This is a genomic window from Pseudomonas sp. SYWMCR5 (assembly GCF_057197165.1).
This window is the reverse complement of sequence record NZ_JBXUNH010000016.1, coordinates 1-26621: the sequence shown is the minus strand read 5'-3', so window position 1 is coordinate 26621 and position 26621 is coordinate 1. Positions and strand designations below refer to the sequence as shown.

23 protein-coding genes and 2 tRNA genes are annotated in these 26621 nt (G+C 63.4%); 2 read left to right on the top strand and 23 right to left on the bottom strand.

Annotated elements, in window-relative coordinates; genetic code table 11:
• From AC2CGW_RS24965 to leuC, 17 genes are all read right to left on the bottom strand, one after another.
• A tRNA-Val gene (locus AC2CGW_RS24965) sits at positions 1 to 76 on the bottom strand.
• A 167-nt stretch (positions 77 to 243) separates the two neighbouring features.
• Positions 244 to 1017 carry an SDR family oxidoreductase gene (locus AC2CGW_RS24960; protein WP_411384084.1) on the bottom strand — a complete coding sequence of 258 codons (774 nt, stop codon included), beginning with the start codon at positions 1015 to 1017 and terminating at the stop codon, positions 244 to 246.
• The gene (locus AC2CGW_RS24955) at positions 1014 to 2225 is read right to left on the bottom strand and encodes an O-succinylhomoserine sulfhydrylase (RefSeq protein ID WP_411384083.1); all 1212 of its coding nucleotides are present in this window, start codon (positions 2223 to 2225) and stop codon (positions 1014 to 1016) included. Before AC2CGW_RS24955 ends, AC2CGW_RS24960 begins: the two co-directional genes overlap by 4 nt.
• Positions 2226 to 2250: 25 nt before the next feature.
• Entirely contained in the window at positions 2251 to 3756 is a 1506-nt protein-coding gene (gene purF / locus AC2CGW_RS24950) for an amidophosphoribosyltransferase (RefSeq protein ID WP_186666774.1), read from the bottom strand.
• Positions 3757 to 3798: 42 nt separating this feature from the next.
• Positions 3799 to 4353 carry a CvpA family protein gene (locus tag AC2CGW_RS24945; protein ID WP_186666775.1) on the bottom strand — a complete coding sequence of 185 codons (555 nt, stop codon included), beginning with the start codon at positions 4351 to 4353 and terminating at the stop codon, positions 3799 to 3801.
• 196 nt (positions 4354 to 4549) lie between these two features.
• Entirely contained in the window at positions 4550 to 5227 is a 678-nt protein-coding gene (locus tag AC2CGW_RS24940; RefSeq protein WP_186722458.1) for an SPOR domain-containing protein, read from the bottom strand.
• Complete coding sequence (folC, locus tag AC2CGW_RS24935; protein WP_186707927.1) at positions 5211 to 6518, bottom strand: bifunctional tetrahydrofolate synthase/dihydrofolate synthase; 1308 nt, start codon at positions 6516 to 6518, stop codon at positions 5211 to 5213. The genes AC2CGW_RS24940 and folC overlap by 17 nt, the downstream gene beginning before the upstream one ends.
• Positions 6518 to 7411, bottom strand: a complete 894-nt coding sequence (gene accD, locus AC2CGW_RS24930) for an acetyl-CoA carboxylase, carboxyltransferase subunit beta (RefSeq protein ID WP_186707929.1) — start codon at positions 7409 to 7411, stop codon at positions 6518 to 6520. Before accD ends, folC begins: the two co-directional genes overlap by 1 nt.
• Before the next feature lie 252 nt (positions 7412 to 7663).
• A complete protein-coding gene (locus tag AC2CGW_RS24925) occupies positions 7664 to 8284 on the bottom strand; it encodes a phosphoribosylanthranilate isomerase (RefSeq protein WP_484574759.1) in 621 nt (206 codons plus the stop codon).
• Between the two features lie 60 nt (positions 8285 to 8344).
• Positions 8345 to 9199 (bottom strand): tRNA pseudouridine(38-40) synthase TruA, encoded by an 855-nt coding sequence (gene truA / locus AC2CGW_RS24920; protein ID WP_189665229.1) that lies wholly within the window; start codon positions 9197 to 9199, stop codon positions 8345 to 8347.
• Between the two features lie 95 nt (positions 9200 to 9294).
• Positions 9295 to 11955 carry a motility hub landmark protein FimV gene (locus AC2CGW_RS24915; protein WP_484574758.1) on the bottom strand — a complete coding sequence of 887 codons (2661 nt, stop codon included), beginning with the start codon at positions 11953 to 11955 and terminating at the stop codon, positions 9295 to 9297.
• A 72-nt stretch (positions 11956 to 12027) separates the two neighbouring features.
• Positions 12028 to 13032: an aspartate-semialdehyde dehydrogenase gene (locus tag AC2CGW_RS24910; protein ID WP_186722455.1), complete on the bottom strand. Its 1005-nt coding sequence runs from the start codon at positions 13030 to 13032 to the stop codon at positions 12028 to 12030.
• Between the two features lie 108 nt (positions 13033 to 13140).
• A complete protein-coding gene (gene asd, locus AC2CGW_RS24905; RefSeq protein WP_186666781.1) occupies positions 13141 to 14253 on the bottom strand; it encodes an aspartate-semialdehyde dehydrogenase in 1113 nt (370 codons plus the stop codon).
• A 64-nt stretch (positions 14254 to 14317) separates the two neighbouring features.
• Positions 14318 to 15400 carry a 3-isopropylmalate dehydrogenase gene (leuB, locus tag AC2CGW_RS24900; RefSeq protein ID WP_186707937.1) on the bottom strand — a complete coding sequence of 361 codons (1083 nt, stop codon included), beginning with the start codon at positions 15398 to 15400 and terminating at the stop codon, positions 14318 to 14320.
• Positions 15401 to 15452: 52 nt separating this feature from the next.
• On the bottom strand, positions 15453 to 16217 hold the full coding sequence (locus AC2CGW_RS24895) for a class I SAM-dependent methyltransferase (RefSeq protein WP_186666783.1): 765 nt from the start codon (positions 16215 to 16217) through the stop codon (positions 15453 to 15455).
• 142 nt (positions 16218 to 16359) lie between these two features.
• Positions 16360 to 17004, bottom strand: coding sequence for a 3-isopropylmalate dehydratase small subunit (gene leuD / locus AC2CGW_RS24890; protein WP_186666784.1), 645 nt, complete (start codon positions 17002 to 17004; stop codon positions 16360 to 16362).
• Positions 17001 to 18434, bottom strand: a complete 1434-nt coding sequence (gene leuC / locus AC2CGW_RS24885; RefSeq protein WP_125930420.1) for a 3-isopropylmalate dehydratase large subunit — start codon at positions 18432 to 18434, stop codon at positions 17001 to 17003. Before leuC ends, leuD begins: the two co-directional genes overlap by 4 nt.
• 131 nt (positions 18435 to 18565) lie before the next feature.
• Here leuC and AC2CGW_RS24880 point away from each other — a divergent pair, with 131 nt between their 5' ends.
• Together AC2CGW_RS24880 and AC2CGW_RS24875 are read left to right on the top strand one after the other, a co-directional pair.
• Positions 18566 to 19444, top strand: a complete 879-nt coding sequence (locus AC2CGW_RS24880) for a LysR family transcriptional regulator (RefSeq protein ID WP_186666785.1) — start codon at positions 18566 to 18568, stop codon at positions 19442 to 19444.
• A gap of 61 nt (positions 19445 to 19505) precedes the next feature.
• Entirely contained in the window at positions 19506 to 22802 is a 3297-nt protein-coding gene (locus AC2CGW_RS24875) for a PAS domain S-box protein (RefSeq protein ID WP_186666786.1), read from the top strand.
• 81 nt (positions 22803 to 22883) lie between these two features.
• Here the strand turns inward: AC2CGW_RS24875 and AC2CGW_RS24870 are convergent, their stop codons facing one another.
• The 6 genes from AC2CGW_RS24870 to AC2CGW_RS24845 all read right to left on the bottom strand — a co-directional run bounded on the left by AC2CGW_RS24870 (position 22884) and on the right by AC2CGW_RS24845 (position 26620).
• Positions 22884 to 23327: an Hsp20 family protein gene (locus tag AC2CGW_RS24870; protein ID WP_186666787.1), complete on the bottom strand. Its 444-nt coding sequence runs from the start codon at positions 23325 to 23327 to the stop codon at positions 22884 to 22886.
• A gap of 142 nt (positions 23328 to 23469) precedes the next feature.
• Positions 23470 to 24450, bottom strand: a complete 981-nt coding sequence (locus tag AC2CGW_RS24865) for a tRNA dihydrouridine synthase (protein ID WP_484574757.1) — start codon at positions 24448 to 24450, stop codon at positions 23470 to 23472.
• Positions 24451 to 24501: 51 nt separating this feature from the next.
• Positions 24502 to 24936 (bottom strand): acyl-CoA thioesterase, encoded by a 435-nt coding sequence (locus AC2CGW_RS24860; protein WP_186666789.1) that lies wholly within the window; start codon positions 24934 to 24936, stop codon positions 24502 to 24504.
• A 43-nt stretch (positions 24937 to 24979) separates the two neighbouring features.
• Positions 24980 to 25813 carry an alpha/beta fold hydrolase gene (locus tag AC2CGW_RS24855; RefSeq protein WP_186707939.1) on the bottom strand — a complete coding sequence of 278 codons (834 nt, stop codon included), beginning with the start codon at positions 25811 to 25813 and terminating at the stop codon, positions 24980 to 24982.
• A gap of 25 nt (positions 25814 to 25838) precedes the next feature.
• A complete protein-coding gene (locus tag AC2CGW_RS24850) occupies positions 25839 to 26378 on the bottom strand; it encodes a TetR/AcrR family transcriptional regulator (RefSeq protein WP_186707941.1) in 540 nt (179 codons plus the stop codon).
• Between the two features lie 166 nt (positions 26379 to 26544).
• Positions 26545 to 26620, bottom strand: a tRNA-Glu gene (locus tag AC2CGW_RS24845).
• Position 26621: the final 1 nt, after the last annotated feature.

Here is a 26621-nt window from a genome sequence, read left to right as displayed (position 1 = left end):
TGGTGGGTGATGACGGGATCGAACCGCCGACCCTCTGCTTGTAAGGCAGATGCTCTCCCGGCTGAGCTAATCACCCTCGCGATGTTGCTTGTTGCGTTTGCTTCGCTGAGGCCGCGAAATTTACGCAGGTACCGATGCTAAGTCAATAGCCCCGTTGAATTTTTTTTCAAAAACCTGAAAAAACGCCAGAACGAAAAAGGAGCCTTGTCGGCTCCTTTGCTTTGCACAGCGACAAGTGACGCGTCAGCTGTAGATCATCTTGCGGCTCATGCCACCATCGACCACGAACTCCTGGCCTGTGACGAACCCGGCCTGACGCGACAACAGCCAGGCCACCAGTGCCGCGACATCCTCCACCGTCCCTACCCTGCCCGTTGGATGCTGGGCATGGTCGGCTTCGGTGAGGGGTTCGGCGCGGCGCTGGGACGGATCGCGAGCGTCGACCCAACCAGGGCTGACGGCATTGACCCGGATCTCTGGCCCCAGGCTCATGGCCAGGGCGTGGGTCAGTGCCAGCAGCCCACCCTTGCTCGCGGCATAGGCCTCGGTATCCGGCTCCGACTGACGTGCACGTGTGGAGGCCAGGTTGACGATCGCCCCGCCATGCGCGCGCAGGTAAGGCGCACAATGCTTGGCCAGCAACATCGGGCCACTGAGGTTGACCGCCAATACACGATTCCATTGCGCGAGGCTCAGGCTTTCGAGTGTATGGTTGTGCGGGTTGGCAATGGCCGCGTTGCACACCAGCGCATCCAGACGCCCGAACTGGCCCAGTACCTGCGCCACGCCAGCGCTGACCTGAGCCTCGTCGGAAACATCCATGGCGATGAACCAGGCGTTGCTGCCCAGTGTCTTGGCAACCTTGGACCCACGTTGGCGGTCCAGGTCACTCAACACCACCTGCCAACCTTCGCAGATCAGCCAGGCGGCGATGCCCAGGCCGATGCCGCGCGCGGCACCGGTCACCAGGGCCACCCGACCGTTATGGTCTGGCTCGCCGCCTGCCCAGTCGATCACAGCGCTGCCAACCCACGCGCCAGGTCGGCCTGCAGGTCGGCGACGTCCTCAAGCCCCACCGCAACGCGAATCAGGCTGTCGCGGATGCCGGCTGCCTCACGCTCCTGCGGGCTCAGACGACCGTGGGAGGTGGTCGCCGGATGGGCGATGGTGGTCTTGCTGTCACCCAGGTTCGTGGTGATCGAAATCACTCGAGTGGCGTCGATAAAGCGCCAGGCGCCCTCTTTGCCACCCTTGACCTCGAAGCTGACCACGGCGCCGAAGCCACTCATCTGGCGCTTGGCCAGTTCGTGTTGCGGGTGGCTTGGCAGGCCGGCGTAATGCACCTTCTCTACACCATCCTGCTGCTCCAGCCACTCAGCCAAGGCCTGCGCGCTCTCGCAGTGTGCACGCATGCGCAGCTTGAGGGTCTCCAGGCCCTTGGTGAAAATCCAGGCATTGAACGGGCTGAGGGTCGGCCCCGCGGTACGCAGAAAGCCCACCACTTCCTTCATCTGCTCGGCACGACCGGCAACCACACCGCCCATGCAACGGCCCTGGCCGTCAATGAACTTGGTCGCGGAGTGGAAGACGATGTCGGCACCCAGCTTGAGTGGTTGCTGCAGCGCCGGAGTGCTGAAGCAGTTGTCCACCACCAGCATCGCGCCACCGGCATGGGCGATTTCGGCCAGTGCAGCGATATCCACCAGTTCTGCCAGCGGGTTGGACGGCGACTCGACGATCAGCAGCTTGGTGTTGGCCTTGAGGGCGTTCTTCCAACCGCCGAGATCGACCAGCGGCACATAGTCCACCTGCACGCCGAAGCGCTTGAAATACTTCTCGAACAGGCTGATGGTCGAGCCGAATACGCTCTGCGATACCAGCACGTGATCGCCAGCGCTGCACAGCGACATGACCACGGCGAGAATCGCCGCCATGCCGGTGGAAGTCGCCACGGCCTGCTCTGCGCCTTCCATGGCCGCCAGGCGTTCCTCGAAGGCACGCACGGTCGGGTTGGTGTAGCGCGAATAAACGTTGCCCGGCGTTTCGCCAGCAAACCGCGCAGCCGCATCGGCGGCCGTGCGGAAGACATAGCTGGAGGTCAGGAACAGTGCTTCGCTGTGCTCGCCCTCAGGCGTACGGTGCTGACCGGCACGCACTGCCAGGGTGTCGAAACCGACACCCTCCAGGTCGCTGTCCAGCCGTCCGGCATCCCATTGATCCGTCATGCCGTTACTCCTAAAAAGCCCAAAGTCAGTTGTTGTACAGGTCGATGATCGCGCTGACAGCCTGGGTCTTGACCTTGGCCGCATCGTTACGAGCCTGCTCGATACGTTCCAGATAGGCATCGTCGATGTCGCCGGTGACGTATTCACCGTTGAACACCGCGCAATCGAAGTGCTCGATCTTGATCTTGCCACCACCGACCGACTCGATCAGGTCCGGCAGGTCCTGATAAATCAGCCAGTCGGCGCCGATCAACTCGGCCACCTGTTCGGTGGTACGGTTGTGGGCGATCAGTTCGTGAGCGCTCGGCATGTCGATGCCGTAGACGTTGGGGTAACGCACAGCCGGCGCCGCGGAGCAGAAGTAGACGTTCTTCGCGCCTGCCTCACGGGCCATCTGGATGATCTGCTTGCAGGTGGTACCACGCACGATCGAGTCGTCCACCAGCATCACGTTCTTGCCACGGAACTCGAGTTCGATGGCGTTGAGCTTCTGGCGTACGGACTTCTTGCGCGCAGCCTGGCCGGGCATGATGAAGGTACGGCCGATGTAGCGGTTCTTGACGAAGCCTTCGCGGAACTTCACACCCAGGTGGTTGGCCAGCTCCAGGGCCGCGGTGCGGCTGGTGTCCGGGATCGGGATGACCACGTCGATGTCGTGCTCGGGGCGCTCGCGACGGATCTTCTCGGCCAGCTTCTCGCCCATGCGCAGACGCGCCTTGTACACCGAGACGCCATCCATGATCGAGTCAGGACGGGCCAGGTAAACATGCTCGAAGATGCAGGGTTGCAGTTTCGGGTTGTTGGCACACTGCTTGGTGTACATCTGCCCTTCTTCGGTGATGTATACCGCTTCACCCGGCGCCAGGTCACGGATCAGGGTGAAACCGAGGACGTCCAGGGCAACGCTTTCGGAGGCGATCATGTACTCGACGCCTTCGTCGGTGTGGCGCTGGCCGAACACCACCGGGCGAATCCCGTTGGGATCGCGGAAGCCGACGATGCCGTAGCCGGTGATCATCGCCACCACCGCATAGCCACCGACGCAGCGGCTGTGCACGTGAGAGACCGCCGCGAACACGTCTTCCTCGGTCGGCTGCAGCTTGCCGCGTACAGCCAGCTCATGGGCGAACACGTTGAGCAGCACTTCCGAGTCGGAATTGGTGTTGACGTGACGCAGGTCGGACTCGTAGATCTCCTTGGCCAACTGCTCGACGTTGGTCAGGTTGCCGTTGTGCGCAAGGGTGATGCCATATGGCGAGTTGACGTAGAACGGCTGGGCCTCGGCCGAGGTGGAGCTGCCCGCGGTCGGGTAGCGCACATGGCCGATGCCCATGTGGCCGACCAGGCGCTGCATGTGGCGCTGCTGGAAGACGTCGCGCACCAGGCCATTATCCTTGCGCAGGAACAACCGGCCGTCATGGCTGGTAACGATACCGGCAGCGTCCTGGCCGCGGTGCTGGAGGACCGTTAGCGCGTCATACAGCGCCTGATTGACGTTCGACTTACCGACGATACCGACGATGCCACACATGCGACGCAACCCCTACTTTGACGAAACTTGAGTGAAAAGCGCTCAGGGCCGGGATGGACCGAGCAGCTGTTCCTTGAACGGAAGATCAACTGGAGAGCTGATCCCACTGGACATCCACTGACCGGCAAAACCGAGAATCAGGTTCTTCGACCAGTCAGCGACCAATAGAAATTGTGGTATCAGGCGTGATTCCTGCCACCACGGATCCTGTTGTACCGGGCCCAGGCTGAGCAGCCCGACGGCCACCACCACCAGCAAGGCCCCGCGCGCGGCGCCGAACGCCATGCCGAGGAAACGATCGGTGCCGGACAGCCCGGTCACGCGGATCAGCTCGCCGACGAGGAAGTTGATCATCGCCCCCACCAACAGGGTGGCGACGAAAAGAATGGTACACCCGGCGATGATTCGTGCCGAGGGTGTCTGGATATAGCTCTCCAGGTACTGCGACAGCGACCCGCCGAACATCCAGGCGACCGCGCCGGCAATGATCCAGATGAGCAAGGACAAGGCTTCCTTGACGAAGCCGCGCTTGAGACTGATCAGTGAGGAAACGGCGACGACCGCAATGATCGCCCAATCAACCCAGGTAAATGCCACGGTGCTGCCTGCAGACGTTTGAGGCGGCGCATTTTAACAGAGCGAAGGGCTTGGGGTAAGCGGAATGTCACGTCGCTGAAGGCCTGCAGCCTGACTTCCAGGACAACTTTGCCGCATTCGCGAAGGATGGAATCCGAACGAAAAACGGCCCTGCCCGACCTGCATCAATGCGCAGATCGGGCAGGGCCGTCCGGATTCAGCCTCGTTCCGGCTGGAAACGAACCACGATACCCTTGAGATTCTGCTGGCGGTTGATCACATCACGCACACGCTCGGCTTCAGCGCGGTCGATCAGCGGACCGACGAACACCCGATTCATGCCGTCAGCCGAACGGATGTAGGCGTTGTAGCCCTGACTGCGCAGGGTCTTCTGCAGGTTATCGGCCCCAGCGCGGTTGGACAGGCTGGCCAGTTGGATCGACCAACTTACCGGCAGGCCGTTGGCGTCGATCTTCGACGCTGCCGCCGGCTTGCTTGCACTGGCGGTGGCAGCAGGTGCCGGAGTGGCAGGCTGCACCGGGCGCGTTTCAACTTTAGCGGCAGGCGCTGGCGGCTTGACCACCGGCACCTGGGCGACCTGCGAAGGCGACGGAGTGATCGGCTGGCTTGGCGCGCTGACCGGCGCAGTGGACTCATCGACCACCACCGGCGCTTGCTCCGAGGGATCGGGCAGCGCCTGGGGCTCCGGCACCTGCACAGGCTCCACCTTGACCTCAGGCAGGCTTGGCATGGCCGGCGCCTGGGGCGCCTCGACACGCACCTGGCGCATCTCGTCCTCGCGGGTGAACAGCATCGGCAGGAAGATCACCGCCAGCGCCACCAGCACCAGCGCACCGACCATGCGCTGCTTCATCCCTTTATCCAGCACTGCCATCTACTCCATCCTCCGGGGCCTGCCGCTCGAGCCATTCCAAGGCTTGGCCGACGCAGAAAAACGAACCGAACAGCAGGATCTGGTCATCCGCCGTTGCCTGTGCACACTGCCCTTCGAGGGCTGCGGCGACACTGGCATAAGACTTCACCGTAGCACCTTCGTTCGTCAAGGCGGTGGCCAGTTCGGCAGCGGTGCGGCTGCGCGGGGTGTCCAGAGGGGTTACCGCCCAGTCGTCGACCAAGCCCTGCAATGGCGCGATCACGCCTTCCAGGTCCTTGTCTGCGAGCAGGCCGAAAACCGCCAGGCGACGCCCCTTCAGCGGGCGTGCAGCCAGGCGGCGAGCCAGGTACTCGGCGGCATGCGGGTTGTGCCCGACATCCAGCAGCAGCTCCACCGCCTTGCCCTGCCAGGTCAACTGGCGACGGTCCAGGCGACCGGTAATGCGGGTATCGAGCAATGCCTGGCGAACTTGCGCTGCCTGCCACGGCAAACCCATCAGCAGATAGGCCTGCAGTGCCAGGGCAGCGTTTTCCATGGGCAGGTCGAGCAGCGGCAGGTCATGCAGCTCCACCGACTGACCATCGGTCGCAGTACCACGCCAGCTCCAGCGGCCTTCAGCGCTGCCAAGGTCGAACTCACGCCCACGCAGGAACAGCGGCGCAGCCAGTTCGGCGGCCTTGTCCAGCAGCGGCTGCGGTGGGTCCAGGTCGCCGCACAGCGCCGGCTTGCCCGCACGGAAGATGCCAGCCTTCTCGAAGGCCACCAGTTCGCGGGTGTCACCCAGGTAATCGACATGGTCGACACCGATGCTGGTCACCAGCGCCAGGTCGGCATCCACTACGTTCACGGTGTCCAGACGGCCACCAAGGCCCACTTCGAGCACCACGGCATCGAGTTGCGACTGCTGGAACAGCCAGAACGCCGCCAACGTACCCATCTCGAAGTAGGTAAGGGAAATCTCGCCCCGCACCGCCTCGACGGCGGCGAAGGCTTCGCACAGTCGCTCATCGCTGGCTTCGACGCCATCGATCAGCACCCTTTCGTTGTAACGCAACAGGTGCGGCGAGCTGTACACGCCGACCTTCAGCCCCTGGGCACGCAGCAGCGAGGCGACGAACGCGCAGGTCGAGCCCTTGCCGTTGGTGCCGGTAACCGTCACCACCCGCGGCGCCAGCCGACCGAGCGCGAGGCGCGCCAGCACCTGCTGCGAACGCTCCAGGCCCATGTCGATGGCCGAAGGGTGCAACTGCTCGAGGTATGCGAGCCACTCGCCCAGAGTACGCTGGCTCATCACGCGACGACGGCCGCTTCTTTCGCCTGCTCGGGGGTCGGTTGGCCGGTCATCTGGGCCAACAGGCGGGCCAGGCGTGGACGCAGCTCATGACGGGAGATGATCAGGTCGATGGCGCCGTGCTCCAGCAGGAACTCGCTGCGCTGGAAGCCCTCTGGCAGTTTTTCGCGCACGGTCTGCTCGATCACACGCGGGCCGGCAAAGCCGATCAACGCCTTCGGTTCGCCAACGATGACATCGCCCAGCATCGCGAGGCTGGCGGATACACCACCATAGACCGGGTCGGTCAGCACCGAGATGAACGGGATGCCCTCTTCACGCAGGCGCGCCAGCACCGCCGAGGTCTTGGCCATCTGCATCAGCGAGATCAGCGCTTCCTGCATGCGCGCACCGCCGGAGGCGGAGAAACAGATCATCGGGCAACGGTTTTCCAGGGCGTAGTTGGCTGCGCGCACAAAGCGCTCGCCGACGATGGCACCCATCGACCCCCCCATGAAGGAGAACTCGAAGGCGCTGACCACGATCGGCATGCCCATGAGGGTACCGCTGACCGAGACCAGCGCGTCCTTCTCGCCAGTCTGCTTCTGGGCAGCGGTCAGGCGATCCTTGTACTTCTTGCCATCACGGAACTTCAGGCGATCGACCGGTTCCAGGTCGGCACCCAGCTCGGCGCGGCCTTCGGCATCGAGGAAGATGTCGATACGCTCACGGGCGCCGATACGCATGTGATGGTTGCACTTGGGGCAGACGTCGAGTGTTTTTTCCAGCTCCGGACGATACAGCACGGCTTCGCAAGCCGGGCACTTGTGCCACAGGCCTTCCGGCACCGAGCTCTTCTTCACCTCGGAACGCATGATCGAAGGGATCAGTTTGTCTACCAACCAGTTGCTCATGCTCTATTCTCCCGTTTTGGCCGCTGGCGGGCTTGCTGTCGCCTGCCCTGCCCCGACCCTTGAGCTCAAATTCGTGTTCGAAACGACGATGGACCGGTCACGGGGACCACCCGCGCACCACTCCACCTTCAACCTGTACGCCGACGCCCCTGGCGTCGCGTGTTCTGATGACCAGCCCCACGGGGCCAGCCGGGCAGCACCGGGCTGCGATAGCTATGGACGATGGCACGCCGCCAACCGTCACATCCACCGTCACGCCGCGCGGACCGCGCGCATGAAGGCTTCGATCTTGCTGGCATCCTTGATGCCCTTGGCCTGCTCGACGCCGCCACTGACGTCCACCGCATAGGGGCGAACCTGGGCAATGGCCTGGCCGACGTTGTCCGCCGACAACCCACCCGCGAGGATGATCGGCTTGCTCAGGCGCTTCGGCACCAGCGACCAATCGAAGGCTTCGCCAGTCCCCCCCGGCACGCCGGCCACGTAGGTGTCCAGGAGAATGCCACGGGCGCCGGAGTACTGCTGGCAGGCAGCCTCGATATCATCCCCGGGGCGCACTCGCAGGGCCTTGATCCATGGGCGGTGATAGCCTTTGCAATCAGCGGGGGTTTCGTCGCCGTGGAACTGTAGCAGGTCCAGTGGAACCACCTCGAGGATCTCGTTCAGCTCACAGCGTGACGCGTTGACGAACAGCCCCACCGTGGTCACGAAGGGCGGCAACTGCTCGATGATCGCCCGCGCCTGGCGCACATCCACCGCGCGCGGGCTCTTGGCATAGAAGACGAAGCCAATGGCATCGGCACCGGCCTCGACGGCGGCCAGCGCATCTTCGATGCGGGTAATCCCGCAGATCTTGGTGCGGACGTTGCTCATGGACGACGAACCTTGAGTGATCGGTGAAGGGCCGGATGTTAGCAAATGACGTTTCGCCCGTCAGTCTGCCAACGCCTCGTAGCCTGTAAGAAAGTGTGGGCCGATGTAACGCTGCGGCAGGGCGAACTCTTCCGGATACTCCACCTGCACCAGGTACAGGCCGTAAGGGTGCGCCGTCACGCCCCCCTCCCGACGGTTGCGCCCCTCGAGCACCTCACGGGCCCACTCCACAGGGCGCTCGCCAGCACCGATGGTCATGAGCACACCAGCGATATTGCGCACCATGTGATGCAGGAAGGCCGTGGCACGTACATCGAGCACGATCATCCGACCATGGCGGGTAACACGCAGATGGTGGATATGCTTGATCGGCGACTTGGCCTGGCACTGGCTGGCCCTGAACGCGCTGAAGTCATGGGTGCCGAGCAAGTATTCGGCGGCCTCGGCCATCGCCGCGACATCCAGCGGGCGGTGATTCCAGGTCACCTCTTCGGCCAAGTGCGCCGGACGGATCGGATCGTTGTAGATGACGTAGCGGTAACGCCGGGCGGTGGCCTTGAACCGCGCATGGAAGTGCGCAGGCATCGTCCGCGCCCAGACCACGCTGATGTCATGGGGCAGGTTGAAGTTGGTGCCCAGGGTCCAGGCACGCTCGTCACGCACTGCACGGGTATCGAAGTGCACCACCTGGCCGCAGCCGTGAACGCCGGCGTCGGTGCGCCCGGCGCACATGACACTGATCGGCGAGTCGGCGACCTTCGACAATGCCTGCTCCAGCGCCTGCTGGACACTGGGCACGCCGCTGGCCTGGCGTTGCCAGCCGCGGTAGCGCGAACCTTTGTATTCCACGCCCAGGGCGATGCGCGAGTACCCTTCAGCCGCCGATTCGGCCGCGTCGATGTCGTTGATGTCCAAGAAAGCCAAACCTGTGGATGAAACGAAAAGGCGGCCATTATAACGACAACGGCAGCCCTCAGGGCTGCCGTTGTCCGTTCGGGGCCCGCTACGCGTCAGACCAGACGCGACAGCATGTCCTGCGCCTCCTGGCGCTGACCGTCGTCGCCATCCTTGACCACCTCGTCGAGGATATCTCGGGCGCCCTGGTGATCGCCCATGTCGATGTAGGCGCGAGCCAGGTCGAGCTTGGTGGCCACTTCGTCGGTGCCGGAGAAGAAGTCGAAGTCCAGGTCATCCAGGGCTCCAGGCTCGAGCGCCGCATCCTCGGCAGTGAAGTGCGGCTCCAGCGACGGCGATGCCAGGCTCTGCGACAACTTGTCGAGCTCGGCGTTGACGTCACTGAGCTCCGAGGCGAAGTGCTTGTCGGCCGGCGATTCGTCATCCAGCGACAACGACAGGTCGAAGTCGTCCGGCAGCTCGAGCTCGGAAATCGGGTCGAATTCCGGAATCTCGTCGAAGGCAGCCAGCTCGGCAGCGACATCCACGGGCGCCTCCGGCTCGGCAGCAGGCGGCGCGGCTACCGCAGGCTCACCGACATCCAGATCGAAGTCCGCCAGATCATCCAGGCTTTGTGGCTCGGATTGCGCCTGAGCCTGCGCCAGCAACGCTTCGAAATCGTCGTCGGCATCACTCTCGGCGACCGGCTCGGGCTGAATCGCCGGCTCAGCCACGACCTCGAGCGCTTGCGTCGCCTCAGGTGCATCCAGCACCGGGGCATCGAGCGGGTCGTCGAGCGTCAGGTCATCGTCCAGACTCAGGTCGAACGCGCTGTCCAGATCGTCCGTGGCGGTGGCGGTCACGTCGTCGGGGTCCGGCACGCTGTCCAGCTCAGGCTCAGGCTCGGGCGCCACCGCTACCGCTTCGTCGACAACCGGCTCGGGCTCTGCGGCAGGTGCAGCCTCGTGCTCCTGAAGCAGCTCCTGCACATACTGCTCGTCCATCTCCGCCGCCAGCGCAGCCGCGCCGAGCCCTGCCACCGCTGCAACACCGAGCATGGCCGGATAACGCTGCTTGAGCCCCTCGACTTCGCCCTGGTTCTCAGGTGTACCGGGCAACTGACGCTCCTGGCCGGCGAACGCGTCCTGATCACCTTGGCGGGCGTAGACTTCCATCAGTTTCAGGCGCAGGTCGCTGCGCTGCGGCTCAGCAGCCACCACCGGCTCCAGCAGAGTCGCGGCGTGGTTCAAGCGCCCCTTGGCGACACTCTCGTCGACCTCGGCCAACAGCGCCGCGTGCGGATCGGCATCAGCCGGAGCGCTGGCAACGACTGGTTTTTCCGCCGCAGCCGCGGCTGCAGCAGAGGCCGCCACCACGGCAGGCGCCAAGGTCACGCTCGGCGCCGACACATCCAGCCCATCGAAACTGCTGGGCGGCAGGTCCAGATCCGGACCGCGCTCACCTTCCTCGGCCAGGGCCCGCGCCATGCGCAGGTGCTTCTCTGCTTCCTGCTGGGCCTTGCGCTTGCGCGCCAGAAGCAGCAACAGGAGCAGCAACACGAGGAAGGCCGAGCCCGCCAACAGCGCCAGCAGCAGCGGATTGCCCAGCAGTTCGTCGAGTACGCTCGGTTGCTGCTCTGGCGCCGCCGCTGCTTGCGGCGCAGTATCCGCCGCTGCGGGCGGTGGCGTGACCGCAGGTTCGCCAGGCGCCAGCTGGGCGTTGACCACCGGCTCGACCGGCGGCGTCGCGGCTACAGGTGCTGCCGGCTCGGCGGCACCTTGCGCCTCGAGACGCGCCAGTTGGTCGTTCTTCAATTCGATCAGACGCTGCAGCTTGTCCAGCTGGCTCTGCAGGTCGGTCATGCGGCTCTTGAGTTCTTCGTTGTCGCGGCGGCTGGTATCCAGGCTTTCCTGGGCCACGGCCAGCTTGTCGCTGAGGGCCTTGGCACTACCGGCACCCGCCTGGGTGCCCGGCGCAACCAGCCGCAGGTTATCGCCCTGGGCGATACGTGCAGGCGCGGCTTCGGCGGCCCCTCGACGGGTAGCGTCCAACTGCCGCGCACGCGGCCCCAGGCGCCGACCTTCGCGCCAGGCCGCGTACTGCTCGGAAACCTCGCGGATCGCCTCGCCCTGGGCGATGCTGCGGATCTGCTGCTGGTCAGGAAGACGCAGCACCTGACCGGTCTTGAGCTGGTTGATGTTGTTGCCGATGAAGGCATCGGGATTCAGGGCCTGGATCGCCAGCATGGTCTGCTGGATCGAACCGCCGTGGGTGTTGCGCGCAGCGATCTGCCAGAGCGTGTCGCGCTGGCGCGTGGTGTAGCTGGCGGCGCTCACCGCCGGGCTGATGGTGCCCTGGGCAGGCTTGGCGTTGGCCTGTTGCGGCTTGTCGAGCGCCACGTTGTAGTCACGCAACAGCCGCCCTTGGGGCCACATCACCTGAACCAGGAACTTGACCACCGGCTCCGGCAGCGGCTTGCTGGATGTCACGCGCAACACGCTGCGACCGTTGGGGTTGATCACCGGCGTGAACGTCAGGTCTTCCAGATAGGCGGGCAGCGTCACCCCAGCCTTGGCGAACTCCTCGGGAGGGGCCAGGCTCGGCGCCACTTCGGCGGCGGTGAGGTCGCGCACATCGAGCAACTCGATCTCGGCATCCAGCGGCTGGTTCTGCGCCGACTTGAGGGTCAACTCCCCCAGGCCAAGGGCATTGGCCATGCCGGACGACAGCGCCGAGGCGGCCGCGATGGCCAGAACCAGTTTGCGAATTCGAAGCATGACCTCTTCCCTTGTATGAATCGTCCTAAAAACCTGCCAGTGGTGTAGGACAAAATTGCTGGCCAGTATCTTTTACGCCATTTTTTTTATCAACAATTGCGCCAATTGTACGGCGTTGAGCGCCGCACCCTTGCGCACGTTGTCGGTGGTCAGCCACAAGTTGAGTTGCTGATCCTCATCGACGCCATGGCGTACACGACCAACATAGACCACGTCTTGGCCCACTGCGTCACCGACAGGGGTCGGATAATCGTCATTTTCCACACGCTCGACGCTGACAGCGGCATCCAGCGCCTGGTTGACCGACTGCAGATCGACCGGCTGACGGCTCTGCACCGCCACACTGAAGCTATCGCCGAAAAACACCGGGACTTGAACACAACTCACGGAAATCTTCAGTTCAGGCAGCCCCAGCAGCACGCGCAGTTCGCTGACCAGGCGACGCTCCAGCGTTGCATGCCCCTGCTCATCGGTGGCACCCACCTGCGCCAGCAGGTTGAACGCCACCTGGCGATCGAAGAAACGCGGCTCCAACGGGCGGGCGTTGAGCAGCTCGGCCGTCTGCCGCGCCAGCTCGTTCACCGCCTCGCGCCCCTGGGACGAGATGGCCAGGCAGGCCATCACCTGGACCCGCTCGATATCCAGCAACCCCTTGAGCGGTGCCAACGCGACAGCCAGAGCAACAGCGGCGCTGCTTGGGCTGGCCAGCAAGGCTGGCAATGCAAGGCTGTCCACGACCTCGCCATTGGCCTCCGGCACCAGCGCCAGCGCGTCATCCAGCCCGCCCGACAGATCGATCACCGAGCAGCCGGCCTCGCGTGCCTTCTGCGCAAAACTGCGGCTGACGGCAGCACCTGCTGCGAAGAACGCCAGCTTGACCTGGGCGAAGTCGAAGCTGTCCACCTCACGCACTCGCACCTTCTTGCCGGCGAACATCACACTGCTGCCCGCCGACTCCATGCTGGCCAGCAGGTGCAGGGTCGCGACCGGGAACTCCAGCTCCTCGAGAATCTGCACGAGGGTCTCACCGACGCTGCCGGTGGCGCCGACAACGGCGATATCTAGGGGTTGGCTCATGGTTTGGCTCCTTCTGCGGGTACGGCGGGAGCGGCACTTTACTTGATTGCCGCACAAACAAAAAACCCGCGCTGTCTCCAGCACGGGTTTTCGCTCAGCTTGAGGCGATCAACGCTCCAGCAGAATCCGCAACATGCGACGCAGTGGCTCGGCAGCGCCCCACAGCAGTTGGTCGCCGACAGTGAAGGCCCCCAGGTACTGGGAACCCATGTTCAGCTTGCGCAGACGACCGACCGGAATGTTCAGGGTACCGGTCACGTTGGTCGGACTCAGTTCCTGCATGCTGATCTCGCGCTGGTTCGGCACCAGCTTCACCCAGGGGTTGTGCTGGCTGATCATGCCTTCGATATCGGCGATCGGCACGTCCTTGTTGAGCTTGATGGTCAGGGCCTGGCTGTGGCAGCGCATGGCGCCGATACGTACGCAGATGCCATCGACCGGAATCGGGCTCTTGAAGCGGCCGAGGATCTTGTTGGTCTCGGCCTGCGCCTTCCACTCCTCACGGCTCTGCCCGTTTGGCAGTTCCTTGTCGATCCACGGGATCAGGCTGCCGGCCAGCGGCACGCCGAAGTTCTCGGTCGGGTAGGCTTCGCTGCGCATGGCTTCGGCAACCTTGCGATCGATGTCGAGGATCGCGCTGGCCGGGTTGGCCAGATCGTCGGCCACCGCGGCATGGGTCGCCCCCATCTGCTTGATCAGCTCGCGCATGTTCTGCGCACCAGCACCGGAGGCCGCCTGGTAAGTCATGGCGCTCATCCACTCGACCAGGCCGGCTTCGAACAGCCCGCCCAGGCCCATCAGCATCAGGCTGACGGTGCAGTTGCCGCCGATATAGTTCTTGGTGCCAGCGTCCAGCTGCTGGTCGATGACCCTGCGGTTGACCGGGTCGAGGATGATGACCGCATCATCCTGCATGCGCAGGGACGAGGCGGCGTCGATCCAGTAACCCTGCCAGCCGGCTTCGCGCAGCTTGGGGAAGACCTCGTTGGTGTAGTCGCCGCCCTGGCAAGTCAGGATCACGTCGAGGGTCTTGAGCTCTTCGATCGAATAAGCGTCCTTGAGCGGAGCAATATCCTTGCCCACGTTCGGGCCTTGGCCACCCACGTTGGAGGTGGTGAAGAACACCGGCTCGATAAGGTCGAAGTCCTGCTCCTCCAGCATCCGCTGCATGAGCACGGAACCGACCATACCGCGCCAACCGATCAGACCTACACGTTTCATCGCAACTACACCTTTGCTAAAAAGTGGGCCGCCATCGAAGGGAAACGATGGCGGGCCAGAGAGATTACAGATTCCGCAGCGCTGCGACTACTGCGTCGCCCATTTCCTGCGTACCGACCTTGGTGCAACCGGCCGACCAGATGTCGCCGGTACGCAGCCCCTGATCCAGCACCCGGCTCACAGCCTGCTCGATCGCCTCGGCAGCGGCCTGCTGGTTAAAGCTGTAACGCAGCATCATCGACACCGAGAGGATGGTCGCCAGCGGGTTGGCGATGCCCTGGCCTGCGATGTCAGGCGCCGAGCCGTGGCATGGCTCGTACATGCCCTTGTTGTCGGCATCCAGCGAAGCAGAAGGCAGCATGCCGATGGAACCGGTCAGCATGGAAGCCTCATCCGACAGAATGTCACCGAACATGTTGTCGGTCACCACCACGTCGAACTGCTTGGGTGCTCGCACCAGCTGCATCGCGGCGTTGTCGACATACATGTGGCTCAGTTCGACGTCCGGGTAGTCCTTGGCCACGTCTTCGACCACTTCACGCCACAGCTGGCTGGAAGCCAGGACGTTGGCCTTGTCCACCGAGCACAGTTTCTTGCCGCGCACGCGAGCCATGTCGAAGCCCACACGGGCGATGCGGCGCACTTCACTCTCGCTGTAGGGCAGGGTGTCATAGGCCTGGCGCTCGCCGCCTTCGAGTTCGCGCTGGCCGCGCGGAGCACCGAAGTAGATGCCACCGGTCAGTTCGCGGACGATGAGGATGTCCAGCCCGGAGACGATCTCGGGCTTGAGCGACGAAGCGTCAGCCAGTTGCGGATAGAGGATCGCCGGACGCAGGTTGGCAAACAGGCCCAGTTGCGAACGAATCTTCAGCAGACCGCGCTCAGGACGGATATCACGCTCGATCTTGTCCCACTTCGGCCCGCCGACGGCGCCGAGCAGCACGGCATCGGCCTTGCGCGCGCGTTCCAGGGTTTCGTCAGCCAGCGGTACGCCGTGCTTGTCGATGGCCGCACCACCGATCACGTCGTGCTCCAGGGCGAAGCCCAGGCCGAACTTGTCGTTGGCCAGTTCCAGCACCTTGACCGCCTCGGCCATGATTTCCGGACCGATGCCATCACCTGGGAGAATCAGAATCTGCTTGCTCATGCTTTCCTCTATTCATTCAAACAGCGCGGCCCGTTCAGCCACGCCGAAAACTCTATCGCTCGGCCCACAGCACCAGGACATCGGTGCTGAAGGAGCCATCGGCTTCGATCTGGTAATACTGCCGCACTTCCTCGCCCATCGCCTGCTGCAACTGGCGAATGGCCACACGCATCGGTTCTGGGGTACGCATGCGCTCCACCCAGGATGCGAACTCCAGACGCAGGCGCTGACGGCTATGGCTGCGCGTGAACAGCCCTGCCTCACTGACCTGGCGCTGCCACTGGGCGGCAGAATAATCACGCACGTGGCTGGTGTCGCGCAGCACCTCGACGCTTTGCAGGTAGGTGTCGAGCAACGGGCTGCCCGGCGACATGACATCGACGAATGCCGCCACGCCACCGGGCTTGAGCACCCGACGCACTTCACGCAGGGCCAGGCCCAGGTCGCTCCAGTGATGTGCCGAATAGCGGCTGAAGACGAAGTCGAACGATGCGTCGGCGAACGGCAGACGCTCGGCGGCGCCGCGCTCGGTGACGATATTGCCCAGCCCACGCTCGCTGGCGGCCTTGGCAACCACGTCAAGCATCGACTGGGAAAGATCGTATGCCACCACTTCGGCCACCAGTGGGGCCACGTGAAAACTGACATGACCGGCGCCACAGCCCAGGTCCAGCACGCGAGCAGCGCCCTGCCCTTGCAGCTCGGCCTGCAGCAGGGCGAACTCGCTGCCCTGGGCATGCACGGTGCTGCTGAGGTAGGCGCTGGCCTGCTCGCCGAACTGGCGCTGGACTACTTCGGTGTGGCTGGTACCCGTCATGATTGAATCCTTTTGGTTTTATTGCCTGTACCGGCCTCTTCGCGGGCAAGCCGCTCCCACTAATACAGCATTGCCTCAGGCCTTGTGATATCTGTAGGAGCGGGCTTGCCCGCGAAGAGGCCGGTACTGTCACCTACCTGCTTCAAGCATCCCGGAACAGCCAGGGCTGCGCGGCGCGGTGCTTGCCTTCGAAGGCCTTGATCGCGTCGCTGTCCTGCAAGGTCAGACCGATGTCGTCCAGGCCGTTGAGCAGGCAGTGCTTGCGGAACGCATCGATCTCGAAGTGCAGCACCTTGCCATCTGGACGGGTGACAGCCTGCGCCTGCAAGTCGATGGTCAGCTGGTAGCCCGGGTTGGCTTCGACCTGCTTGAACAACTCATCCACTTCCTCATCGCTGAGGATGATCGGCAGCAGGCCGTTCTTGAAGCTATTATTGAAGAAGATGTCGGCAAAGCTCGGCGCAATGATGCTGCGGAAACCGTACTCGTCCAGCGCCCAAGGTGCGTGCTCGCGGCTGGAGCCGCAACCGAAGTTCTCCCGCGCCAGCAACACGCTGGCACCCTGGTAGCGTTCGTGGTTGAGCACGAACTCCTTGTTCACCGGGCGCTTGCTGTTGTCCTGGTAGGGCTGGCCCACGTCCAGGTAGCGCCACTCGTCGAACAGGTTGGGGCCGAAGCCGGTACGCTTGATCGACTTGAGAAACTGCTTGGGGATGATCTGGTCGGTGTCGACGTTGGCACGATCCAACGGCGCGACGAGGCCGGTGTGCTGGGTAAAGGCTTTCATGCTGCGCTCCCTTGGATCAACTCGCGGACATCGATGAAGTGGCCAGTTACCGCAGCGGCGGCGGCCATGGCCGGGCTGACCAGGTGGGTACGACCACCGGCACCCTGACGGCCTTCGAAGTTGCGATTGGACGTCGAGGCACAATGCTCGCCGCTTTCCAGGCGGTCCGGGTTCATCGCCAGGCACATGGAGCAACCTGGTTCACGCCACTCGAAGCCCGCCTCGAGGAAGATCTTGTCCAAGCCCTCACGCTCGGCCTGGGCCTTGACCAGACCCGAGCCCGGCACGACGATGGCCTGCTTGACGGTAGCGGCAACCTTGCGGCCCTTGGCGATGTCCGCCGCAGCGCGCAGGTCTTCGATCCGCGAGTTGGTGCAGGAGCCGATGAACACGCGGTCCAGCTGGATATCAGTGATCGCCTGGTTGGCAGTGAGGCCCATGTACTTGAGCGCGCGCTCGATCGAACCACGCTTGATCAGATCGGCCTCAGCGGCCGGATCCGGCACGCGCTGGTCGACGGCGAGCACCATTTCCGGGGAAGTGCCCCAGCTGACCTGCGGCTTGATCTGTGCAGCGTCGAGTTCGACCACGGTGTCGAACACGGCATCATCGTCGGAGACCAGGTCTTTCCAGGCTTCGACGGCACGTTTCCAGTCCTCGCCCTTGGGCGCATACGGACGGCCTTCGACATAGGCAACGGTGGTCGCATCGGTAGCCACCAGCCCGACACGGGCCCCGGCTTCGATGGACATGTTGCAGATGGTCATGCGACCTTCCATCGACAGCTCGCGGATGGCGCTGCCGGCGAACTCCATGGCGTGGCCATTGCCACCGGCAGTACCGATCTTGCCGATGACGGCAAGCACGATATCCTTCGCGGTGACGCCGACCGGCAACTGGCCTTCGACGCGTACCAGCATGTTCTTCATCTTCTTGGCAACCAGGCACTGGGTGGCGAGCACGTGCTCAACCTCGGAGGTGCCGATGCCATGGGCCAAGGCCCCGAAGGCGCCGTGGGTCGAGGTGTGCGAGTCACCGCAGACTACGGTCATGCCCGGCAAGGTGGCGCCCTGCTCCGGGCTGATGACGTGGACGATGCCCTGGCGCTCGTCGTTCATCTTGAATTCGACGATGCCGTATTCGTCACAGTTCTCGTCCAGGGTCTGCACCTGCAGGCGCGACACTTGGTCGACGATGGCCTCGATACCGCCCTTGCGCTCTGGCGTGGTCGGCACGTTGTGGTCGGGCGTGGCGATGTTGGCGTCGATGCGCCATGGCTTGCGATTGGCCAGGCGCAGGCCTTCGAAAGCTTGCGGCGAAGTCACTTCATGGATGATGTGACGATCGATATAGATCAAGGACGAGCCATCGTCGCGCCGTTTGACTTCGTGCGCATCCCAGAGTTTGTCGTAGAGCGTTTTGCCAGCCATCAGACTGTTCCTCATCAGCGTCTTTCTATGCCAATAACCCCTTGGCTTGTACGGACGATGCTATGGGGTTAGATTGAATAACTCAAATTCATAATTTTTATACTTTGGATAACCAATAGGAATTCGAGCGCATGGATCTCGCCAACCTCAGCGCCTTCATCGCCATCGCCGAAACCGGAAGTTTTTCCGGCGCCGGTGAGCGCCTCCACCTGACCCAGCCTGCCGTCAGCAAACGCATCGCCGGCCTGGAGCAGCAACTGGATGTACGCCTGTTCGATCGCCTGGGCCGTGAGGTCACCTTGACCGAAGCCGGCCGAGCTCTGCTGCCTCGCGCCTATCAGATCCTCAATGTACTGGATGATACGCGCCGCGCCCTGACCAATTTGACAGGAGAAGTTACCGGGCGCCTGACCCTGGCCACCAGCCATCATATCGGCCTGCACCGCCTGCCCCCGCTGCTGAGGGCTTTCACCCGACAGTACCCTTCCGTGGCACTGGATATTCAGTTCCTAGATTCAGAAACGGCCTACGACGAAGTTCTCCATGGCCGCGCGGAAATCGCAGTGATCACCCTGGCCCCCGAGCCCCATCACCTGGTCCGGGCCGTTCCAGTGTGGGATGACGCCCTGGATTTCGTAGCGGCCCCGGAGCACGCCCTGGCCCTTGATGGAGATGTCAGCTTGGCCGATATCGCCCGCCACCCCGCCGTGTTCCCCGGCGGCAACACCTTTACCCATCACATCGTGCAGCGCTTGTTCGAGAGTCAGGGCCTGACGCCGAACATCGCCATGAGCACCAACTACCTGGAGACCATCAAGATGATGGTTTCCATCGGCCTCGCGTGGAGCGTGCTGCCACGTACTATGCTCGATGAACAGGTTGCACCCATCGCCTTGCCCGGCATACAGCTGTCGCGCCAGCTAGGCTACATTTTGCATACCGAACGAACGCTATCGAATGCGGCAAAGGCGTTCATGGCATTGCTCGACAGCCACTCAGGGTCCGCCTGACCGTCCATCAGCCAGGCATTTCACTTACAAGGACGCTTCATCCGCCAAAGGTCTGGTACCGATGCCCAAATCAGCAAACCGCTTTCCGCGCCTGCCGCGCATTCCTGCGGTCGACCCCCAGGAGTCCGAGCAGGCCTGGCAGAATGCTCCGCAATTGCTGGCGGCGCTGAATGGCGCACGCCTGGGCGCCTGGCTGTGGGATATCGAAACCGGCCGGGTGAGTTGGTCGCGAGGCACGCAGGCGTTGTTCGGTTTCGACCCCTTGCGCCCGCTACCCGCGGACATCGACTACCTGGACCTGTTGCCGGAGGAAGATCGCACCCGCACCCGCCAGTTGTTCCACGCCGTGGTCAATGGCGAGCCCGTGGAGCAGGCCATGCGTCATCGCATCCGCTGGCCGGACGGCAGCCTGCACTGGCTGGAAATCAATGGCAGCCTCACCCATGATCGCCATGGCCGTCCGCAGATGATCGGGGTGATCCGCGAGATCACTCGCCAGCGTGATCGCGAAACCGCATTGATCAACTCGGAAAAGCGTTTTGCCACCCTCTTCCACCTCAGCCCCAATGCCATCCTGCTGACCCGCCGCAACGATGGCATGATCTTCGAGGTCAACCAGCACTTCGAGGACATGTTCGGCTGGCCCGGCGCCCAGGTCGTCGGCAAGACCAGCGTGGAACTCGGCCTCTGGGTTCACCCCGAGCAGCGACAGCAAGTACTGGAGGCCACCCGCAGCAGTGGTAGCCCGGTGATCATGGAAGTCCAGTTCCGCGCCACCAGCGGCAACATCCACGATGGCATCCTCTGCACCCAGGGTATCGAGCTCGAAGGCATCACCTACCTGATCAGCACCTTTGTCGACACCACCGAGCGCAAGCGGGCCGAACAGGCACTCAAGGACAGCCAGGAGCGCCTGGACCTGGCCCTGGACTCGGCGCAGTTGGGTACCTGGGACTGGCACATTCCCAGCGGCATGCTCTATGGCTCCGCGCGCGCCGCGCAACTGCACGGCCTTGACCCGGTGCCCTTCCATGAGTCCTTCGACGCCTTCTTCGAAGGCGTGCCCGAGGAAGAACGCAGCGTCATGCGTCAAGCCTACCGTAGCCTGCGCGAAGGGCCGGCCGGCAACTACCAGATCACCTATCGCGTCCAGCTGGAGAACGGCGCATCGCGCTATATCGAAAGCCGTGCGCGGCTTTATCGCGACGAACATGGCAACCCACTGCGCATGGCCGGCACCTTGCTGGACATCACCGACCAGGTCGAGCGCGAGCAACGCCTGAGCGCCTCGGAAGAGAAGTTCGCCAGCCTGTTCCAGGTCAGCCCCGACCCGATCTGCGTCACTCACCAGGATACGGGCCAGTTCATCGAGATCAATCCAGCCTTCACCCAGACCTTCGGCTGGGAGGCCGAACAGGTCATCGGGCGCAGCGCCGAGCAGATCGGCCTGTGGGCCGAGTCGTCCGAGCGCGCCCAGCGTATCGAACGGGTGATCCGCGAGCAGGCCTTGAGCAATGTCGCGGTCGTGGTCAACCACCGCAATGGCTCACCGCTCACCTGCGTGATCTCCAGCCGTCTGATCACGGTAGACAGCCAACCCTGCAGCGTCACCACGCTACGTGACATCACCCAGCAACAGCGCGCCGAAGCGGCACTCAAGGCCAGCGAGGAGAAGTTCGCCAAAGCCTTCCACTCGAGCCCCGACGCCATCACCATCACCGAACGGCACAGTGGCCGCTATGTCGAGGTCAACGACGGCTTCTGCCGCCTGACCGGATACAGCAGCAGCGAGGTGGTGGGCCGTACCGTTTTCGAACTGGGCATCTGGGCCGACGACAAGCAACGAGCTGCCTTGCTTGCCGAACTCGGGGAGCGTGGCCGGGTACACCACCGGGAAATGCTCGGGCGCAACAAGCGCGGAGACATCCTGACCGTCGAGGTGTCCGTCGAGCCGATCAGCCTCAATGAAACCGACTGCCTGCTGCTGACCGCCCGCGATGTCAGCCAGTTGAAGAACGCACAGGCGCAGATCCGTCACCTGGCCTACCACGATCCGCTGACCAACCTGCCCAACCGTGCCCTGCTGATGGACCGGCTCAGCCAGCAGATCGCCCTGCTCAAGCGTCACAACTTGCGCGGCGCCCTGCTGTTCCTCGACCTGGACCACTTCAAGCACATCAACGACTCCCTGGGCCACCCCGTCGGCGACACGGTATTGAAGATCATCACTGCCCGCCTCGAAGCCAGCGTACGCCTGGAAGACACCGTGGCACGCCTGGGCGGCGACGAATTCGTGGTCCTGCTCAGCGGTCTCGAGGGAAGTCGCGAGCACGTCGAGGGCAAGGTTCGCGAGTTGGCCGACACCCTGCGCGAGCTGCTGGCCGAACCCATGTCGCTGGATGGCCAGCGCCTGCAGGTGACGCCCAGCATCGGCGTGGCACTGATTCCCGACCATGGCGCCACCCCGGCCGACTTGCTCAAGCGTGCAGACATCGCCCTTTACCGGGCCAAGGATTCCGGGCGCAATACCACCCAGCTGTTCCACACCACCATGCAGAAAGCGGCCAGCGAGCGCCTGCGCATGGAAAACGACCTGCGCCTGGCACTGGCGCGTGGCGAACTGGCCCTGCACTTCCAGCCCCAGGTGGACGCCCGCGACAACCGCATCGTCGGCGCCGAAGTGCTCTTGCGCTGGCACCATCCGCAACTTGGCCAGCAAGCGCCCTCACAGTTCATCCAGGTACTCGAGGAAAGCGGCCTGATACTAGAGGTGGGCAGCTGGATCCTAGACGAAGCCTGCGACGCCTGCGCGCGCATGCTCGAGGATGGGCTGATCAGTGCCGACGATTTCAGCCTCTGCGTGAATATCAGCCCCAGGCAATTCCGCCAGAATGATTTCGTCGAGCGGGTACTACGCAGCCTCGACGACTATCGCCTGCCCAGGCGCATGCTCAAACTGGAGATCACCGAGGGCATCGTCATCCAGAACCTGGAAGACACCATCAACAAGATGCGCGAACTCAAACGCTACGGGGTGAGCTTCGCCATGGATGATTTCGGCACGGGCTATTCGTCGCTGACCTACCTCAAGCGCCTGCCGGTGGATGCGCTGAAGATCGACCAGACCTTCGTGCGTGACGCGCCCAACGACCCCAATGATGCCGAGATCGTTCGCGCCATCGTGGCCATGGCGCGCAGCCTGGAACTGGCGGTGATCGCAGAAGGTGTCGAACTGACAGAGCAACTGGAGTTTCTCGAGCGCCAGGGCTGCTACCTGTACCAGGGCTACCTGCACAGCCGGCCGCTACCCTTGCCGGAGTTTCGCCAGATCTTGCAGGAAACCCCTGCAGACTATTGATAGCGCACGCCCCACAGGAGGGCGGTGTCACAGAAATGCGAAAGGGCACCCTAGGGTGCCCTTCCATTCACTTCACTGCATTCAATTCAGTGCAGCCTTTTCACCATTGATCGGAATACGCTTGGCCTTGGCTTCTTCCGGCACGACGCGCAGCAGGTCGATGCTGAGCAGGCCGTTAGCCAGACCGGCGGCTTTTACTTCGATGTGATCCGCCAGGCGGAACGACAGCTTGAAAGCACGCTGGGCGATACCCTGATGCAGATAGGTGACTTCGGCAGCGCCATTTTCGCGCTTGCCACCGGTAACGGTCAGGACGCCTTTTTCGACCTGAAGGTCGAGATCCTGCTCCTGGAAGCCGGCTGCAGCAACCACGATGCGATAGTGGTCATCGCCATGCTTTTCGACGTTGTAGGGCGGGTAGCTGCTACCGGCCTCATTACGTGCCGCGGATTCGAACAGGTCATTGAAACGATCGAAACCTACGGAATGGCGGAACAGTGGTGCGAGGGAGAAAGCGGTAGTCATGGTCATAAACTCCTGAGATTCAGCAAGTAAGTCACTACGCGACCCGACTTCGGCATCGCGTACTCAAGAGATAAGGTCAGGCAACGGACTTTCAAGGGCTCTCATGAAAAAATCTGCCCACCCCGCACGATGCAGCTGCCCATCAGGCGACGCACTCGGTGAAAGAGGCCGTTTTCACTGGCTCGACACCCAACAGCCGGCTGATGCGTGCGCAGTCATCCTCGCGCCGCAACTCGGCGAACAACAGTACAGCCTCCGGGTAGCTGCGGGTCAACATCGCCAACCACTGCTTCATCCGCCCGGGCGCATAGCGCGGCGACAATTTGGCCTGCGCCTGGCGCCAGAACTCACGCAGCAGCGGTAACAGATCGCTCCATACCATCGGCTGGTAGTCCCGCTCCTCGCGCGCAGCGGCGATCTGCAAGCCCAGATCCGGCCGCGACACCAGCCCGCGCCCGAGCATGATGTTTTCGGCGCCGCTGACTTCGCGGCAGCGTCGCCAATCATCGACGGTCCAGATCTCGCCATTGGCAAAGACCGGCACCGTGACCACGTCCTGCACCCGCGCCACCCACTCCCAGTGAGCCGGCGGCTTGTAACCCTCTACCTTGGTTCGCGCATGCACCACCAGGTGCTGCGACCCACCCTCGGCCAGCGCGATGCCACACTCCAGCGCACCATCCGGACTGTCGAAGCCCAGACGCATCTTTGCCGTCACCGGGATCTGCGCCGGCACCGCCCGTCGAACCTCACGAACGATGGCATGCAGCAGCTCGGGCTCCTTGAGCAGCACAGCGCCCCCGCGAGACTTGTTCACGGTCTTGGCCGGGCAGCCGAAGTTAAGGTCGATTACCGGTGCCCCGAGTTCACAGGCCAGGGCGGCGTTGTCCGCCAGGCACAGCGGGTCGGAGCCCAGCAACTGCACACGCATCGGCGTGCCGGCAGCCGTGCGCGCACCGTTGCGCAACTCGGGTGCCAACTTGTCGAACGACGAAGGTGGCAGCAAGCGATCACAGACACGGATGAACTCGGTGACACACCAGTCGATACCACCGACGCGGGTCAGCACGTCGCGCAGGATGTTGTCGACCAGCCCCTCCATTGGGGCCAGGGCAATTTGCATTTCAGGGTCTCGACGAGAAAAGGCGGCAGTTTAGCAAAAAATGCCCGTCGATCAGGCGCCGATCAGCGCCGGACCATAGCCTTCGAGGAACTCGGCCGGCATGCGTCTGGGCTTGCCGCTGGACAGCTCGATACAGGCAAAGGTGGTTTGCGCGCGCAACAGGGTGACCCCGTCACTCGGGCGCTTGAGCTGGAAACGACGGGTCATGCGCAGGCGCTGATCCCAGTCGATGATCCAGGTGGCCAATTGCAGCTCGTCGTCTTCGTACGCCGCTGCCAGATAATCGATCTCATGGCGGACCACGGCCATTGCCCGATCCAGACGACGATACTCGGCAAGGTCCAGCCCCAGGCGTTGTGAATGACGCCAGGCGCAGCGCTCCAGCCAGGTGACGTAGACCGCGTTGTTGGCGTGACCGAGGCCGTCGATATCCTCGGTGCCGACGCGAAGGTCGATGATGAATGGCGCTGCCAGATCCCAGCTCATGCCCGCTCCTGTAGTCAGTGAACGGGCAGAGTGTAACGGATGCTCAGGCGCTTTGCCGTGCCGGTTGGGTCGTACGTGCCAGCAACTCGAGCACAGCCTGGGTCAGACGCGGATCAGCCAGCACCCGTTGATGCCCACCCTCCTCCAGCAGCAACAGGCGACTGTCGAACCAGGCCTTGTGAATGACCTGAGCCTCACTGGCCGCAACCAGCGCATCGTCAGCCGCATGAACGACCAGCCCAGGCAACTCGAGCTGGTAGCCACTGACATCCAGCCGATCGATCTGCACGCCTACGTCGCGCTCGACCTGGCGAATGAAGGCTGCACGCGCCCGCCCAGGCATCCCCAGGCGCCGGGCAAAACCGCGCAACACCCCGAGCAATTGGGCAGGTGCAGCAATGCTCACCGCCGACTCGGCACGCAATCCCCACTGCAACGCCAACATGACGCTGGCGCCACCCATCGAATGACCGATCACCGCCCGTAAAGGCGGCAGCTCCGCCGCGGCCTCAAGCAGTGCCCGGGCGAACAGCACCACATGCGCCTGCTGCCCCGGCGAACGGCCATGGGCCGGCCCCTCGAGGGACACGACCGTATGCCCTGCCTGCACCAGGGCTTCGATCAGCGCGGCGAACTGAGTGGGCCGCCCCTCCCAGCCGTGCATCAGGAGCACCGTCGGCCCCTTGCCCCAGCGCAACGCCGAAAGACCGAAGCGCAGGGTGATCCGCTCGGCAGATGCCAATAACGGCAGTTCCCATTGCCGCGCAGGCAGGTTGCGCGGCGTCATGAAGGCGCGACGCATGCGCTCGGCGACATGCTCGGGGGCCAGATGGCCAAGGGTGCCGTTGACGCTGCGAATCCAGCTCAGGGTAGTCATCGCCTTGCTCCAGAGTTGAGGTTGCTCAGATAACCGCCGACTTGGCGGCGCGCAGAATACGGTCGGAAAGCTCGGAAGCGCCCAAGGCTCGGGCCAGGGCCAGGCCGCCGACCATCAGGGCGAGGTCGGCGAATGCCTTGTCGATATCCTCGGGACGATCGACCATCTGCGCCGTCATCAGCTCGAGGTGTTCAGCCAGCTTCTCGCGAAAGGCTTCGGGCAAACGCTGCATCTCACCCAGCGAATTAGGCAAGGGACAGGCGTGCTCATAGGCATCACGGTGCTTGCGCGACAGATAGAAAGCCGCTGCCAGCGCACGACGCTCGGCGCCAGACAGGCTGGGGTCGACTTGCGAGAGCAAGGCCCGTCGCTCACCGAGCAACTGGTCGAATGCCGCCAGCATCAACTCATCCTTGCTGTCGAAATGGGCGTAGAAACCTCCGACAGTGAGGCCTGCCGCAGCCATTACCTGGCCTACGCTGGGGTCGGCTGGCCCCTGCTGGATCAGGGCGCTACAGGCAGCATCGAGAATACGCTCGCGGGTCCTGGTCTTTTTATCGTTCATGGGCACCCCCAAATATGATGATCGAAATATTACGCATGTAATATTTTCTGGCAAGCGAAATCGCGTACCGCTGATCGGGCACTTGGAAGATGAAGGAGGTAGAAAAACAAAAGGCCCATTCAATAATCGAATGAGCCTTTGAAGTCCCGTAAAACACGGGTAAAAGTGGCGTCCCCTAGGGGACTCGAACCCCTGTTACCGCCGTGAAAGGGCGGTGTCCTAGGCCACTAGACGAAGGGGACG